Source organism: Glaciecola sp. 1036, from assembly GCF_050306235.1.
Lineage (GTDB): Bacteria > Pseudomonadota > Gammaproteobacteria > Enterobacterales > Alteromonadaceae > Glaciecola.
Genome location: NZ_JBLWFH010000002.1, coordinates 439,600 through 455,591, shown reverse-complemented (window position 1 = coordinate 455,591; position 15,992 = coordinate 439,600). Strand labels below are relative to the sequence as shown.

Sequence of the window (15,992 nt, the reverse complement as noted above, 5' to 3'; positions counted from 1 at the left end):
CCAACCATTTTTTGAAAGTTGCAAAGAGATAGAAATGAAACGCTAAAATTCGGTTTTTTATTTTAACTTGGTCGCATTAAAAGTTTTTTCTGAGCACGATAATTATGCAAAGAATCTAGGGTGAAAATTAATAGAGCAGTCCACACAAACAAAAACGTAAGTAATCGCTCACTACTCATATGTTCTCCATATATAAAGACGGCTAGGCCAAAAAGCAGGCTAGGACAAATATACTGAAAGAAGCCCAAGGTAGAATATTGAATACGACGAGCAGCAGCCGTAAAACAAAGTAAAGGTGCAACTGTAATTATGCCTGCGGCCATTAGTAAAAGATTTAAACTACTAGTATTGGTTAGCATATTAGCAGTAGCGCCAGCAAAGAAAATCCAATAAATAAGGGCTGCGGGCAACATCATGCTGGTTTCCAAAAACAATCCTGGCATGGAATCCACCGCCGCTTTCTTTCTTAACAAACCATAGATACCAAAACTAAAGGCTAACGCCAGAGCAATCCATGGCAGGCGTCCAAAATTATACAACAGCAAGCCAATGCCAACACACGCCAATAGCACAGCAAAAAGCTGTATTTTCCTTAGTTTTTCGCCTAAGAAAATCCGCCCCAAAGCCACATTAACCATAGGATTAATAAAATAGCCTAAACTTGCTTCAATCAGGTGATTGTTATTCACCGACCAAATGTACAACAACCAATTCCCTGCCAACAATATACCCGCCACAAATAAGGTCAGTAGCAATTTAGGCGATGCCAGTGCAACCTTTACTTTTTCTGTGCCTCTTAGCAAAAGAATCAAAATGGCCAATAAAATAACTGACCAAAACACTCTATGCATAAGAATCTCAGCCGCAGGCACTACCAACAATTGCTTAAAATAAATAGGTGCAACACCCCAAATGGTATAAGCAGAAATAGCAAAAATGACGCCAGATTTTGTTTGGTCTTGATGGCCCAAAAACGATTCCTATGTTTAAAAAGTAATAGAGATGAAGAAGTTATTTATTCCACAACAAGTTGGATTAAAAAATGTTGAAATGACTTCCAGATTAAATCTTATGCATCTAGACCGAGGATCAGGTGCTTTAATTGCTAATAGAAGGTACAATTTGATTTCAAATTAGCGATATTTAGTTTCTAGAAGAATTATAACCTATTGTGACCCTCAACGCTCCAAGTCTCCAGCAAAAATGTTTAGAAAAACTCAAACAAAGTTTTGGTTACGACGCTTTGCGAGATGGTCAATGGGAAGTCATTAGCCAAGTTTGTGAGGGCCAAGATGCGCTGGTATTAATGCCTACCGGCGGCGGAAAATCCCTATGTTATCAATTACCCGCCCTGTTACTCGATGGACTTACCTTAGTGGTGTCACCTTTGATTTCACTAATGCAAGATCAAGTACAACAGTTAACTGAACAGGGCGTTCAGGCAGCCTACATCAATAGTACACAATCCCAAGAACAAATTAATGCCACCTACCAAGACATTGGAAGCGGCAAAATAAAACTGCTTTATGTGTCACCGGAAAAATTGCTCAGGGGCTTTTTTTTGGAGCAACTCTGTGAACTTGATATAAGCTTGATCGCTATAGACGAGGCCCATTGCGTTAGTCATTGGGGGCATGATTTTAGGCAAGATTACAGAGCTTTGGGGCAATTGAAACATAAATTACCCAATACCCCTATGGTTGCTTTAACTGCTACCGCAGATAGCGCTACCCAAGCTGATATTATCCATCAACTAAATCTTCATCAGCCCTTTGTGTTCAAAGGGGGATTCGATAGACCGAACATTAGGTACAACTTACTAAGTAAATACAAAGGATTTGATCAAGTTGTGTCTTTCGTTGAGCAGCAAGGTGGTGCAAGTGGCATAGTGTATTGTAACAGTCGAGCGAAGGTCGATGATTTAGCCGCCAAATTACAAATTGCAGGAATAAAAGCAGACGCCTATCACGCAGGCCGTTCGACCGAAGAAAGAGAATTAGTACAAAACCAATTCTTGCGCGATGAACTTCAAGTTGTAGTTGCCACAGTGGCTTTTGGTATGGGAATAAACAAATCCAACGTGCGCTTTGTGGTCCATCATGATGTACCTCGCAGTATTGAATCCTTTTATCAAGAAACTGGGCGCGCAGGACGAGATGGTATGCCTGCAGAAGCACTATTGTTATACGATGAACGGGACGCAGCGCGGATTAAAAAGTGGATCGCAGATGGTGCCACCGCTGATCGCTTTGAAATTGAAATGCATAAATTTGATGCCATGCAATCATTTGCTGAAGCCCAAACATGTCGACGCCAGGTGTTACTGAATTACTTTTCTGATTATCGCCCCCTACCCTGTGGCAACTGTGACATATGCCAAGATCCACCAAAAATGTTTGATGGTTCGACCCAAGCCCAAATGGTTCTTTCCTGTATTTACAGACTCTCCCATGATACTGCAGCTCAATATGTCATTGACGTACTTAGGGGTAAACAGATCAAACGGATCCTTGATAATCATCATAATGAATTAAGTACTTATGGCATTGGTAAAAAGGAATCAGATACCTACTGGCATAACATTATTCAACAACTGATTCACCGTGGCTTTATTTTTATCGATATGACCCGTAACGGCATTCTTTGTCTGCACGAAAGTGCTGCTGACGTATTACGTGGAAGAGTAAAAGTAGAGTTGGCGATTCCGAGACTTTCAGTTGCGCCAAGTTCTCGCAATAAATATGTACCACAAAATATTGATAAACAGCTTTTTGCAAGATTAAAACAATTACGCAAACAAATTGCCGATGAAAATAACTTACCTGCATTCGTGGTGTTTAGTGATGCAACGCTGGCAGATATGACAGCTAAAGTGCCCACCAATCGCATGGAGTTTTTGCGTGTTAGCGGTGTGGGTGAAACTAAGTTAGACCGCTATGGCGCGGTCTTTATTCAGGCAATAGAACAACATTTAGCTAGTCAAGTTTAGTCGCTTCTTCAGCGTCTTGCATGCGTTTTAACGCTTGTTGATAACTGGGTAATTTTTGCAATCTTTCAACGTAAGCAGCCATATTAGGGAATTGTTTAAAACGACCCGCTTTATCAACCGCTTCCATGGCAAAGCTCATTTGGACATCTGCAATAGTCGGCTTTTCTCCAACGAACCATGTTTTATCTGATAAGTATTGCTCAATAAAAGTAAAGTTGCGCTTTATTGCTTTGTTGAAATAAGCATCCATAATCGCATCAACCAATTTGTTCGCTATAGGCTTAATCAACCAAGGCGATTTTTCTTTCGCCTTGTTCAGCACCATATTGGCAACCAATGGAGGTAAAAAACTTCCTTCCGCGAAATGAGACCAAAACTGTACTTGGATGTACTCTGGCGTATCCTGAGCAGGCATAAGATCTTGTTGGCCACATTGTTGGATAACGTATTCACAAATTGCACCCGATTCTGCAATCGTTTGTCCTTCATGAGTAATAATTGGTGATGTCCCTAACGGATGCAGATCTTTGAGCGCTTGAGGCGCTAAATTCGTTTTTTTGTCTCGCCAGTACACCTTAATTTCATAATCTAGATGCAATAATTCCATTAGCCAGATGATACGCTGAGAGCGAGAATCGTTAAGATGATGAATAGTATACATTGCTGACGTCCTTTTCTGAGAGTTTTGGATATTTATCTTTACTTATTACTCTTTGTTTTGGTTTATTTTAGACTTTCCCAAATTAGCATAATATGCGGCTAAATCCGCGATATCTTGATCCGTAAGTTTTTGTGCATGTGAGGTCATTGCCATATTGACCCTTTCCCCAGAGCGATATGCTTTCAATGCCAAGACTAAATACTGTTCCTTTTGTCCGCGCAAATTAGGATAAATAGGGATCCGCGATATTCCATTCTCGCCATGACAATTACTGCATATTGTGGACTTATTTTCTCCGGCTTTAGCATCTCCTTGAATGGGAGGTTCACCACAAGCTGACAAGGAAAATAATGCAAACCAAATACCTAATATAAACGAGATTTTCTTATTCTTTTTACACATAATACGGTCTAGATTCGTTAGCTTTCGTATACTATACACCAAGGTTTGAAAATAGGAATGGCATGCAGGCAGTACCCAACATAACTTCTCAGCTAACTTCGCAATATGCAACACAACTCGAAAGCCTTTGTAGCAGGGTAAGTCCTGAGCCTATCGAAAACGCTGAGTTAGTGCTAACAAACCTAAATTTAGCCAAAGAATTGGGACTCTCTGAGGACTTTTTAAACCAAGATAAATTGTTTGCCTTACTGTTTGAACAGCAGGACAAGAGGCAGCTGAATAGCATTGCCCAAAAATATGGCGGCCACCAATTTGGACAATGGAATCCGCAGTTAGGAGATGGGCGAGGACTCCTACTAGGTGAGGTTAAAACCAAAAGAGGCGATTTAGTCGACCTGCATTTAAAAGGAGCAGGCAATACACCCTATAGCCGATTTGCTGACGGGCGCGCAGTACTTCGCTCGACCATTAGAGAATATATTGCAAGTGAAGCGCTTCATCATTTAGGAATACCCAGTTCTCGGGCACTATGCTTGATTAAAAGCCAAGAACCAGTAATGCGAGAGCAATTAGAAACGGCTGCAATGATGATAAGAACCTGTCCCAGCCATATTCGATTTGGGCATTTTGAGTATTACCACCATTCAAATCAACCAGATAAGCTAGATGCCCTGTTTGAATTTTGCTTTCAACATCATTTTAAACATTTACAAGAAAACGCTTCGCCTTATAGAGCCTTGCTGGCAGAAATAACCACGAAAACCGCTGTTTTAATTGCTAAGTGGCAGGCCTTTGGCTTTAATCATGGTGTAATGAACACTGACAACATGTCAATTCATGGCATTACCTTTGATTATGGTCCTTATGCCTTTCTAGACGATTTTATTCCCAATTACATATGTAATAAGTCTGATCATTCGGGTCGTTATGCCTTCGATAATCAACCCAGCATTGGGTTATGGAATCTGAATGCGTTAGCCCATGGATTCAGTAGTAAACTCGAAATAGAGGAATTAAGGCAAGTTCTATCGACCTATGAACCTACCTTTTTACAGGCTTATCAAAACATTATGCATCAAAGGTTAGGTATCTTTGTTCGCCAATCAGAAAATAGCGCTCAACTGATAGACCGATTTATAAAGATCCTACGAGACGAGTTTGCCGACTATAATTTAAGCTTTTACCATTTGAGTGAAGAGTTCTGTCACATCATTGAAGGAAAACCTGATAGATTCAAAGCGTATTTTAAGCAACAAAGTGAGATACAACAATGGTGTGAAGACTTTGCTAAACTGATTCAAGAAGATATGCGTTATGCAAAAACTATGGAAATTGAAGGTTTGCAGAATTGTAGTGATATTCAACAAAAACTGCTGACAATAAATCCACGTTATGTGTTAAGAAATCACCATCTGCAAAATGCTATAGAAGCCGCACAAAACGGTGACTTTTCTGTTTGTGAAGGTCTACTTAAAGTTGTAACAGCACCTTTTACATTGAATCCTAAATGGGATCAATTCTTCCATCCACCCAGTGAACTAGAGAAAGGAATCGCATTATCATGCAGCAGTTGACCAAGACAATCATTGAAAACGCCATATTGATTGCTAACTTTCCAGTAGCTGACGAAACCCAACTTGAAGATTGGTTTTCAAAGCTAAGCGCTAGATTGGGACTTAATCTAAGCAAAATTGAATTATCAGCAGATTTACTCATTGCTACCAGTATGTTCAACGATGAGCTAGTGTTTTTGCATTTCAGTCAGATTACCAATGACGTTTGGCTCACTCTCGCACAGCATAATGAAAAAACTTTTTTTGCTCTTTATGATAGTTTGCAAGCTAAGTCGATAGAAGTTGAGCCCTTTTACCCATAAGCATGACAATTTTCCTAGAGTAAACTTCATTCAACTCTAGCGCGTAAATACACTATGTTTTCAAAACAAAGGAAGCAAGTGTGTTTAAAACCATTACTTTTGCGATTATGCACTTCACCGTTGCATTTACCGTCGCCTATTTAATTTCGGGAAGCTTCTTAGTGGGTGGACTGATAGCGATTATTGAACCTACGGTAAATACAATCGCCTATTACTTTCATGAAAAAATCTGGCAGTTTTTTCAAAAACCAACGTCCGAATAATGCCTTAATTTTTTAAAAGTAAAAGAGCAACTAGTGCAATTTTCATTCGAACTAACATATTATATGAATATTGCGTTAACTTATTAATGATGTTGAACGTCACGTATTTCCTATCATTATCTGAAAACGCTGATGTTGATTACTCAGTACAAGTTGTACAAGTTTGATATTCTTGATAGTTTCATTAGCATAATTGAATTGGAATCCCTCTTACCCGATGCTGGATTATTACAAAAAAGTACTAATTGCGCTTTTGTGTGTACTGACCATCAGTGCAATATTGGTGGTTTTTTGTATTGATCGTATTTTCCTCGATGTGTCCATGCTCCCCCAAGAAAGCAGCGAAATCAAATGGCAAGCTCACGCCATGAACGATGAAGAAGATGGTGGAGACTCTCTTTCACAACTTAAAGACGCCCGTTATAGCCTCGATTTTGAATTTGAAGTCTCAGATAAAATTGAATTTCCTTACTCAGCTGTCGCTTTAGAATTTTTGGATAATTCGGGTAATCTAGAACTTGCTAACCTTTCAAAATTCACTGACATGTATTTTGTGATTAAATGCACAGTGCCAAATGAAATGATATTTATGGCGTTCACTATAGATGACAATATTACCCGGGCTGACGACTTTTTAACCTATAGATCCCCGAATGCTTATTTTTCGTGTCCCGACGATTGGCAGAGAATAAATATCGATCTCACCCGACTTGAGGTTCCTCAATGGTGGTTAGCAATGTTTAATCTTAAATTATCAATGAACGAATATAGCTTAGAAAAAGTCGCGAAGTTTCATTTTGCTACTACTTTACAAACCCCAAAAGAAGTTTATTCCCGCGTGCAAATTAGTGAAATACACCTTACAGGTGTAGATGAAAACTATATTTACATATTGTCAGCTACCTTATTTGTGCTTTGGGCCAGCTTTTTCATTTGGGTATTTAGACAACATTCCAAAGCCCTGACTGGGGATCTGAAAAGAAAATTTCTACAAGAACGTCCACTTGTTGCCTATCGACAATTAAGTATCGAGCCTCGGCATGACAAAGAGCAAAATGCGATTTTACAGCTAATGGCAACTGAGTATGCTAATCCCGAGCTTAATTTAGATTTTGCTGTGTCAGAAACCGGTACCAGCAGAACAAAAATTAACGAAATTTTAAAATCTGAACTTGGCTTAACCTTTACGGGCTATTTAAACAAATTAAGATTAACCGAAGCGGCTCGATTATTGTCTGAAGTGGAAGATGCTAACATTGCGGAAATAGCCTATTCCGTTGGTTATAAAAACGTTTCTTATTTTAATAAGCTGTTTAAAGAAGAGTATGGATGTACACCGAAAGCGTTTAAGAGCTACCTTTAATCAGGTAAAAAAAACAGTCTAATTTATTCAACATTTGATAAAAAAAATAACAATTTTGCTAAAATGTTAATTTTTTTAACATCCGAAATAACACTTTACCTCACATTTCCATTAGTCTGATTCGACTCAGCGATTGCACCGTTTTTTTAAAAAGAAGTGCAATAATCTCATCTAGTAAAGCGGTATAAAGTTAGTAAAAACTTGGAACCTCCACTGAATGAATTAATACAGAGCGCTGAAATAATCAGTGATTTTTTAATAGGAAGATAAAAATGGACTCTATTACAACGTCTTACGCGCCGAGATTAACACATCCTATTTTGCATTTTTTTAATGTGTTAAATGTAAACGATTCCCCAGAACGTGTTTCTATTGAATTATCCTTGTTACCGGCCACTCGACTATGGCGAGATAAGGCGACTGGAATTCTAGCTCAGGTGATTGATATGGCAGTGAATAGGGCTGGCAATCAATCGATAGGTGATTGCACTCCTGTTGAGCTTGAACTCTTCATGCACTGCACGCAAATTCCTGACAGCATAAAAGTGGAAGCGAGTGTTGAATTTGTGTGCGAAGAAAATGCGTTATTTCAATGCCAAATATATTCTGCTCAGGATTCATCTGATGAATTAATAGCAGCTTCACACGGAACATTAAAACAAACTAAGGCATAAACGAGATAAATACATATGTTGAATAAAACAAGACGCAATATTTTCAAAGCTTGCGTAGCTGGTGCGGTCCTTTCTCCTATTTCCTTTTTAAGCGCATCACCGAAAATCTCTGAATCAAACTGTCGTCCTGACAAACGAAATTTACATTGGGGCAAAGGCTTAGAAGGTCAGCGCATTGCCGACTTAGGTAATGGTACCTTTTTAAATCCTATTGTTTCTGGTGATCACCCCGACCCGACCATTCTTAAAGACGGCGATGACTACTACATGACATTTTCGTCATTTTACTCTTATCCAGGTATCGTTATTTGGCACTCCAAAGATCTTGTTAATTGGTCACCAATAGGTCCTGCATTAAATAAAAATATCGGCACTGTCTGGGCGTTAGATTTGTGTAAATATGAGGATAGGTACTACATTTACATTCCTGCTGCTGTAGATGGGCAACCTTGGTCAACTTATGTGATTTGGGCAGATAAAATTGAGGGTCCGTGGAGCGATCCTATTGATCTGAAAATTGAAGGTTGCATAGATCCCGGGCATGCTGTTGGCGAAGATGGTCATCGCTATCTTTTTGTCAATGGTATTCGTAAGATTCGTTTGCATAAAAATGGTTTAAAAACCGCAGGCAAAATTGAAAAAGCCTATGAACCCTGGCGCTATCCCGAACATTGGATTGTGGAAAACTTCGCTCCTGAAGGGCCAAAAATTACTCGCTACGGAGATTATTTCTATCTAGTCACAGCTGTAGGTGGTACAGCAGGTCCTGTTACTGGTCATATGGTAATTGCGGCACGCTCAAAGTCTATTCATGGACCTTGGGAAGATTGCCCCAACAACCCGTTAGTTCGCACCGAATCTGAAGACGAACCTTGGTGGTCCCGTGGGCACGCAACCTTAGTTGAAGGGCCAAAGGGTGACTGGTGGATGGTTTACCACGGTTATGAGAATGGTTTACGAACACTCGGCCGACAAACTCTACTAGAGCCTATCGAATGGACAGATGATGGATGGTTTAAAGCAAAAGGTGGTGACTTATCTCAACCTATGCCTAAACCAGCAAACCTTCCAACCAAAACTTCAGGATTCCCGTTATCTGATGATTTTTCCAGTAACAAGTTTGGGATTCAATGGTGTTTCCATAGACCAGCAGATGATGAAATGGATCGGGTTAAATATGCGGCAGGTAATCTAGAACTCAAAGCTTCTGGCACAACGCCAGCAAACTCTTCTCCGCTGACTTGTATCGTGGTTGATCCCTGTTATCAGGTTGAGTTGGATATGGTGTTGGATAAAGGTGCCGAAGCTGGTTTGTTATTATTTTACAACCACAAGGGATACGTGGGCATTGGTCACGATGGTGAGAATATAAAGTCTTTTCAATACGCTGAAGAACAACAGTGGGCGCGTATGAAAAATAAATCTCAACTGATACGCTTTAGAATCACCAATGACCGCAACGTCATTACCTATCATTATTCCACTGATAAAGGGAAAACATGGCAGCGACATCCCACTAGAATGGAAGTTGCAGGGATAAACCACAATGTGTTTGGCGGTTTTTCTAGCCTCAAAGTGGGCATTTATTGCGTCGGCAAAGGCAAAGCCAAACTACAGAACTTCTCTTACCGAGCGATCTAACTACAAGAAACGTCTCCAACCCACAATGCAGGTGTGCCGCTTTTGGCCATCTGCGTTGTTTTTCTTAGCGCATTTTTAGGCAAACAACTCCTAGTTTCAGGCATTTTACCTTCTTCAATCGCAAACTATACTTTGATAAAGTTTGAAACGGAAAATGTTAAGCAGTATGTCACCAGGATTCGCGGCTGTAAGTGCAGGCGTTACTACTTACACCCCAATTTTAAAATTTAATTTGAAAAAAGGTGACAAAGTCGGTGTAGCTGGCATCGGTGGATTAGGCCATTTAGCCGTCAAACTAGCGGTATCTAAAGGTGCGGAGGTTTATGCATTTACCACTACAGCAGACAAGGTTGAAGATATAAAATCTTTTGGTGCTAAAGAAGTCATAGTGGTAGATTCTTTGGATAAGCTAAACGCTTACAGAGGTCAACTAGACTATATGATAAGCACTTTGCCTGTAGCTTATGATGTTGCTGCTTACGCGTCTGTTCTCAAACCCTTCGGCACTTTTACCCAAGTAGGTATGCCCGAGAAATTCACAGTTTCAATAAATACTTTAGGTTTATCAGCTTTTAGAGTCAATTTTAATGCTTCATTAATTGGCGATATGAAAGAAACCCAAGACATTGTTGACTACTGTGCTGCGAATAATATTCGTCCTGAAATACAGCTGATCCCTGCAAGTGAAATTAATGCTGCATGGAAAAAGGTAGAAAATAAGCAAGCACGATACAGATACGTAATTGATTCATCTACCATTTAATTTGTAATTTCCCCTGTAAAGGCCAGTACTCTCCGATTATGCTGGCCTTTTTCATTTAATTATCCAACGCATCTTAGAGTTTAAAATTGGTACGGAAAAAATTCTTACATGAATCTCCATATGACCTGCACTCTTGATTCAAAAAAGCAATGTCATAGATTCTAGAATTTACCAAACTAAAAAATAAAAATATTTATATTAAACAGCTACTTCCATCCTACTTTGTTCATTTAGGCTTTGCCATTGCTGCTCGATATCACGTTTTGGAGAAGCTCCGAATAGGCGCGAATATTCTCGCGAAAATTGCGAAGGGCTTTCATACCCTACTCGGTAAGCCGCGGTTGAAGCATCTAAATCCTCACCTAACATCAATCGCCTAGCCTCTAATAAACGTAACCTCTTTTGATATTGTAAAGGACTCATGGAGGTGAGTTCTCTAAAGTGATGATGGAAAGTCGATTTGCTCATTTGGGCCATATCAGCAAGGGACTCGACACTTTGTGGAGAACTATAGTTGGCTTTGAGCCATTCTATGGCACGAGAAATCCTCAATCCGTGAGAACTTGCAGAAACAACCTGTCGCAGACGAGCGCCTTGTTCACTGGTGAGCACTCGCCAAAAAATCTCTCTTTTTATTAAAGGCGCCAATACTTCAATTGAAGATGGCTCGTCTAAAAGCGCCACTAAACGCTGACAAGCGGCGAGAAGTTCAGGTGTTGTATTACCTAAAATCATCCCCTGCTGGGAGCTTAAATCCTTTTGTTTTTCCAGTGGTGCTTGCAGTATCAATTCACTCAACACCGCTAAATCAAACTTGATTACTAAACCTAGGTAGGGCTTTTCTTTATTCGCCTGAAGCACCTGCATTCTTGCTGGTAAATCTAAAGAAGTAATTAAAAATTTATAAGGGTCATACTGAAAAGTATCCTCACCAAGAGTCATACTTTTTACCCCTTGAACCACGAGCGCGATGCTAGGTTCAACGACACATAATGAACATGAAGAAGTCGCTACAGTCTGACGATAAAATGAAAGGCCTTTGATGGGCGTATCTACCGTTGATTTACCCGTTGTTTTAGCCGCAATAGTTTTGGCTAATTCTGCACTTATTGTTTCAATTTGCTCTTTACTAGTTTGCATAGTACTGTCCTTAGGCGGATATTTCTCATGAAGATTTTAATATACGTCCCCTCCAAACAAAAGGGTCATTTTATCCAGACATTCGGACAATCAGGCAAACAATGTTAAGCTCAATCTTTACCTTTATATATTGATAGAAAGTGAAATTTTTTCATATTTAGCCTAATTGTTTAGTTTAGCTCTTTTGTATGAACCTAAAATTTTCACATTGTTATTTAGCTTAATTTCATTCAAAGCATCTGCCACCATTGGCTCGTGCTGATTACCATCGAAATCAATAAAAAAGTGATACTTGCCGAAGGCTTTACGGGTCGGCCTAGACATAATTGAAGTTAGGTTAATTTGCCGTTTAGAGAAAGACAAAAGTACGTCACCAAGCAATCCAGGGCGGTCATCATCATCCAAAACAATAATGGTCGTTCTGTCACCATAGTCTTGCTGTGGCTTGTTGCTTGACCGAGTAAGCACCAGAAAACGCGTTTGATTGTTTTCATAGTCGTTTACTTTGTTTACTACAGTGCTAAAAGCCGATGCATCGAATGAATTAGCAGGAACAATAGCCGCAACATCAGCTTCTGCGCCCATAACTTTATGCAAGGACTCAATATTGCTCTCTGTTGTCTCTACATTAATGTTTGCTAAGGTTTGCAGAAACTCGAAACATTGTCCTTTAGCAACAAATTGCACGTAGAGCTTTTTAACGTCTTCAATGTTGGGAGTATTCGCGATAAATGAAAACTCTATAGGCAATACAATTTCATCCATGATCACAAGATCTAGCTCTATCAATTCATCCAATACTAATGAGATAAAGCCTTCCGAAAAATTTTCGATGGGTAAAATGCCAATATCACAACTCTCGCCTATCTCATTTAGCGCATGCTTGATTGAACGAAACAAGGTGATTTCGAATGGGGTATCTTGAGTATCCAAGTAACGAAGAGTTGCCATCTCAGAAAAGGTTCCGGAGGGTCCAAGCGTGGCTACTTTTTTCATATTTTTACCGCAATAGTTGAAATTTTTTTTAAGGATGATGTATTTTTTGTACTTTTGTCTAAGACCAAGACGAAATTGCGCGATCAAAATATATGAAACCAAGGAAAGCGTCCAGCGCTTTAACAAATGAATCCTAGATACCCCTAATTTGGCGTCTTCTCGGTGAACCTTTTTCTCCTTCATATAGTTAATATTTTCTAAGTAAATCAATATATTCATATAGTTTTCTTCACTTTGTAAAACAAATAGGTCTACAATGAATATCAAAAAATAATATTGAGCCTTAATTTGCTTTTATTTATTAACCATATTCGCCAAACGGTACTACTCGTATTAATCGTTTTTTCGATGGGTGCTTCAGCAGAAGCACTAGACAATATGGTGGACGCAGATTTTGATGACGTTGTAAATTTAGCCCCGTCTACTGAGCTACTATTAGCCGAAGAATCAACCTTACTCTCTGACATCTTACAACTTGACGATTGGCAGCCGCACAAATCTGTCATTGATATTCAAGAAGAGCAGTCCTTATGGTTGCGCTTTACAGTGGAAAACCCCTCGACCGCGAATAAAATGCTCACATTTATTGCTGGCAACACTTTTATGGATAGAGCAGAGGCATATTTGCTAGATGAGCAAGGGCGTATCATTCAATCTGTGCGAATGAGTAAAGATATGTCAAATTCTACCCGATTTGGTCGCAATGGCTTTAAAATGACATTTACCTCCAGAGCTCAATCAGCATTTATGGTTTACTTGCAGATACATGATGATGGGTTGACCTTATTGCCGGTTGAACTATGGCAAACCAGTTTTTATGAACAACAATCCAATATGCGATTGATTTTAATCGGCGCAATGAGCGGTGGGCTTTCGTTGTTGGCAACCTACTTTTTACTCACTTATGTATTAAGAAATGCGCCTTCTAGGTTTTGGTTTTGTGTTTTTGCAACCGCGGCCATGACAACAATGTTAAGCGGTGAAGGTATATTACCTTCTCTATTTATGATGCCAGGATTTGCTGCAGAAATAACGTCTGTGAGTTTGGTGGTTACCTTGTTCGCGGCACTCAAAATAGCGCGAATTATTTTTACCCCTCTTTCTATGATTTGGATACGCATTCACTACGCTTTACTGGTTTTCCCGCTAGTAGGCATAGTGCTACTTGACGATTTTTATCAGCTTACCTTACTGATTTCCTTTGCCATTTTATTTTTTGTTAGCAAACTCCTCGCTACTTTATTTTATCGAAAATCAGTGGACTTGCGCAGCGCCAGTATTTACTTTTTGGGATGGGTTTCACTTGCATTGGTCGGCACGATGGAAGCATATGCTTTTATCAATGATACAAGCCACTTATCTATGTCTGCTCCTTATCCCTTTGCATTTAGTTGTATAGGTGTGATGCTAATTGGTGTGGCTATTATAAGTCGGGAACAATCCATTCAGGCACAATTTAGCGCAAGTCAATTGGCACAAATTGAAGAGCTAGAAAAATATAATAATTTATTTCAACACGCCGCTGAAGGTTTGTATACCGCAAAACCCAATGGCGACCTATTGCACGTAAACCCTGCCATTTGCTCGCTGTTTGGGTATAAAAACAATGATGACTGCTTACATCAAATTGATAACCTAGTCGGCTTTTTTGCTGATCCTAGAGAGCTTGATTTGCTCCTTGGAGAGCTTAGTATTCAGCAAACTGTGCTTGGTAAAGAAGTAAAAGGTAAGCGTAGGGATAATAGTGAATTTTGGTTTTCAATTTCTTGTCAGCTAAAAAAGGTAGATGATCAGATTATGCATTTTGGTTCTTTATTTGATATCACTGAGCGTCGCTTACATCAAATAAACCTGCAGTACTTAAATACCCATGATCAACTAACAGGACTACTAAACCGCCGCCATTTTCTGCAGGTAGTCAGTGACAAAATCGCCCAGAACCAAGATACAACCACAAAATTTGCGCTTATATATTTGGATGTGGATCAGTTCAAGCTTATCAATGATACCTGTGGTCACAACGCAGGGGATATTTTTATCAAAGAATTGGCCTTAGAACTATTTGACGTGATTACTGAGAAGTTTCCTTTTTCACGTTTAAGTGCAGATCAGTTTGGCATCTTGGTTGATTATGAAAATGGTAATCAGATTCGTCAGTATGCGGATCAACTGCTATCCAAAGTCAGGGAATTTGAATTTAAATGGGACAGACATGTTTTCAATCAAAGTGTCAGTATAGGCATCGCCCCTTTCTCACCTGAAATATCCACCGCAGAAGAGCTCCTCAGTTTCGCCGATACCGCTTGCCAACTAGCCAAAGAAGGGGGTAGAGACAAGGTCCATATATACAGTGCAGAGCTTGGCATTCATGCCAACTACAAGCGTGAAATGTTTTGGATAAATGAAGTGCAACATGCACTTAAAGTCCAGAATTTCGAAATTTTTTATCAACATTATCGACCTTTAAGTGAACAAGACCCGAGAGATTATTTTGAGGTATTGGTGCGGTTACGCACCCTAGATAATGACTTAGTAGCGCCTGAATTTTTTATGCCCAGTGCTGAAAAAGCCCATATTAGTCATAAAATAGATAAATATGTCATTGAACATTTCTTTAAATGGTTAAATGCTAACTCTTCGGTAATGGACAATTTAGCCAAAGCCAATATTAATCTTTCAGGCTTCTCGCTTTCCGATGATGATTTTAAATTTTTCTTATTAAATGCATTCGAAAAATATCAAATTCCTTACCAAAAGATTTGTTTTGAAATTACCGAATCTATGGCAATCATCAAAATGAAAGATGCCATTGCGTTCATGGGAGAATTTAAAAAATTAGGCTGTACTTTTGCCTTGGATGACTTTGGTACCGGTTTTTCCAGTTATAGCTACCTTAAAAGTTTACCTGTTGATTATCTAAAAATAGATGGCAACTTTATTCGCGATATTCTTAAAGATAAAATCGACTTAGCCATGGTTACATCCATTAGAGACGTTGCAGATGCCATGAAAATTCAAACCGTAGCCGAGTTTGTAGAAAGTAAAGAGATCATGGTGCAGATTGGTAAGTTAGGTGTAGATTTTGCTCAAGGCTTTTGTATTGCAAAACCTGAACCCTTTAGTCACTACGTGCCTTATTCTGAAATTTCGTCAAATACGCCTACTCAGTGATGATTAAAACTTGTTTTTTGAATTTCTGCCCCCATACTTAGCGAACTTTCATT

The 15,992-nt window shown here is 39.3% G+C and carries 14 protein-coding genes; 9 read left to right on the top strand and 5 right to left on the bottom strand.

Annotation, left to right across the window (positions count from 1 at the left end; genetic code table 11):
• Window positions 1–62: 62 nt before the first annotated feature.
• Window positions 63–971: an EamA family transporter RarD gene (gene rarD, locus ACNKW3_RS04625; protein ID WP_427398095.1), complete on the bottom strand. Its 909-nt coding sequence runs from the start codon at window positions 969–971 to the stop codon at window positions 63–65.
• A gap of 200 nt (window positions 972–1,171) precedes the next feature.
• Between rarD and recQ the strand changes: the two genes are divergently transcribed.
• Window positions 1,172–2,989: a DNA helicase RecQ gene (recQ, locus tag ACNKW3_RS04620; RefSeq protein ID WP_427398094.1), complete on the top strand. Its 1,818-nt coding sequence runs from the start codon at window positions 1,172–1,174 to the stop codon at window positions 2,987–2,989.
• Here recQ and ACNKW3_RS04615 read toward each other — a convergent pair.
• Together ACNKW3_RS04615 and ACNKW3_RS04610 are read right to left on the bottom strand one after the other, a co-directional pair.
• Window positions 2,976–3,650, bottom strand: a complete 675-nt coding sequence (locus ACNKW3_RS04615; RefSeq protein WP_427398093.1) for a glutathione S-transferase family protein — start codon at window positions 3,648–3,650, stop codon at window positions 2,976–2,978. The genes recQ and ACNKW3_RS04615 overlap by 14 nt on opposite strands.
• Before the next feature lie 45 nt (window positions 3,651–3,695).
• A complete protein-coding gene (locus ACNKW3_RS04610) occupies window positions 3,696–4,052 on the bottom strand; it encodes a c-type cytochrome (RefSeq protein WP_427398092.1) in 357 nt (118 codons plus the stop codon).
• Between the two features lie 62 nt (window positions 4,053–4,114).
• Here ACNKW3_RS04610 and ACNKW3_RS04605 point away from each other — a divergent pair, with 62 nt between their 5' ends.
• The 7 genes from ACNKW3_RS04605 (at window position 4,115) to ACNKW3_RS04575 (ending at window position 10,632) form a co-directional block, all read left to right on the top strand.
• Window positions 4,115–5,626, top strand: coding sequence for a protein adenylyltransferase SelO (locus ACNKW3_RS04605; RefSeq protein WP_427398091.1), 1,512 nt, complete (start codon window positions 4,115–4,117; stop codon window positions 5,624–5,626).
• A complete protein-coding gene (locus tag ACNKW3_RS04600; protein ID WP_427398090.1) occupies window positions 5,614–5,928 on the top strand; it encodes a hypothetical protein in 315 nt (104 codons plus the stop codon). Before ACNKW3_RS04605 ends, ACNKW3_RS04600 begins: the two co-directional genes overlap by 13 nt.
• Before the next feature lie 80 nt (window positions 5,929–6,008).
• Window positions 6,009–6,191, top strand: a complete 183-nt coding sequence (locus ACNKW3_RS04595; RefSeq protein ID WP_427398089.1) for a DUF2061 domain-containing protein — start codon at window positions 6,009–6,011, stop codon at window positions 6,189–6,191.
• Between the two features lie 217 nt (window positions 6,192–6,408).
• A complete protein-coding gene (locus tag ACNKW3_RS04590) occupies window positions 6,409–7,554 on the top strand; it encodes a helix-turn-helix domain-containing protein (RefSeq protein ID WP_427398088.1) in 1,146 nt (381 codons plus the stop codon).
• Window positions 7,555–7,826: 272 nt separating this feature from the next.
• On the top strand, window positions 7,827–8,228 hold the full coding sequence (locus tag ACNKW3_RS04585) for a hypothetical protein (protein ID WP_427398087.1): 402 nt from the start codon (window positions 7,827–7,829) through the stop codon (window positions 8,226–8,228).
• A 15-nt stretch (window positions 8,229–8,243) separates the two neighbouring features.
• Entirely contained in the window at window positions 8,244–9,869 is a 1,626-nt protein-coding gene (locus ACNKW3_RS04580; protein WP_427398086.1) for a family 43 glycosylhydrolase, read from the top strand.
• A 166-nt stretch (window positions 9,870–10,035) separates the two neighbouring features.
• On the top strand, window positions 10,036–10,632 hold the full coding sequence (locus ACNKW3_RS04575) for a zinc-binding dehydrogenase (protein WP_427398085.1): 597 nt from the start codon (window positions 10,036–10,038) through the stop codon (window positions 10,630–10,632).
• 198 nt (window positions 10,633–10,830) lie between these two features.
• Here ACNKW3_RS04575 and ACNKW3_RS04570 read toward each other — a convergent pair whose 3' ends face one another.
• Complete coding sequence (locus tag ACNKW3_RS04570) at window positions 10,831–11,772, bottom strand: AraC family transcriptional regulator N-terminal domain-containing protein (protein ID WP_427398084.1); 942 nt, start codon at window positions 11,770–11,772, stop codon at window positions 10,831–10,833.
• Window positions 11,773–11,934: 162 nt separating this feature from the next.
• Entirely contained in the window at window positions 11,935–12,987 is a 1,053-nt protein-coding gene (pheA, locus tag ACNKW3_RS04565) for a prephenate dehydratase (RefSeq protein WP_427398083.1), read from the bottom strand.
• Between the two features lie 69 nt (window positions 12,988–13,056).
• On the opposite strand from pheA, the gene ACNKW3_RS04560 reads away from it, so the two are divergent.
• The gene (locus tag ACNKW3_RS04560; RefSeq protein WP_427398082.1) at window positions 13,057–15,939 is read left to right on the top strand and encodes an EAL domain-containing protein; all 2,883 of its coding nucleotides are present in this window, start codon (window positions 13,057–13,059) and stop codon (window positions 15,937–15,939) included.
• The last annotated feature ends 53 nt before the right edge of the window (window positions 15,940–15,992 follow it).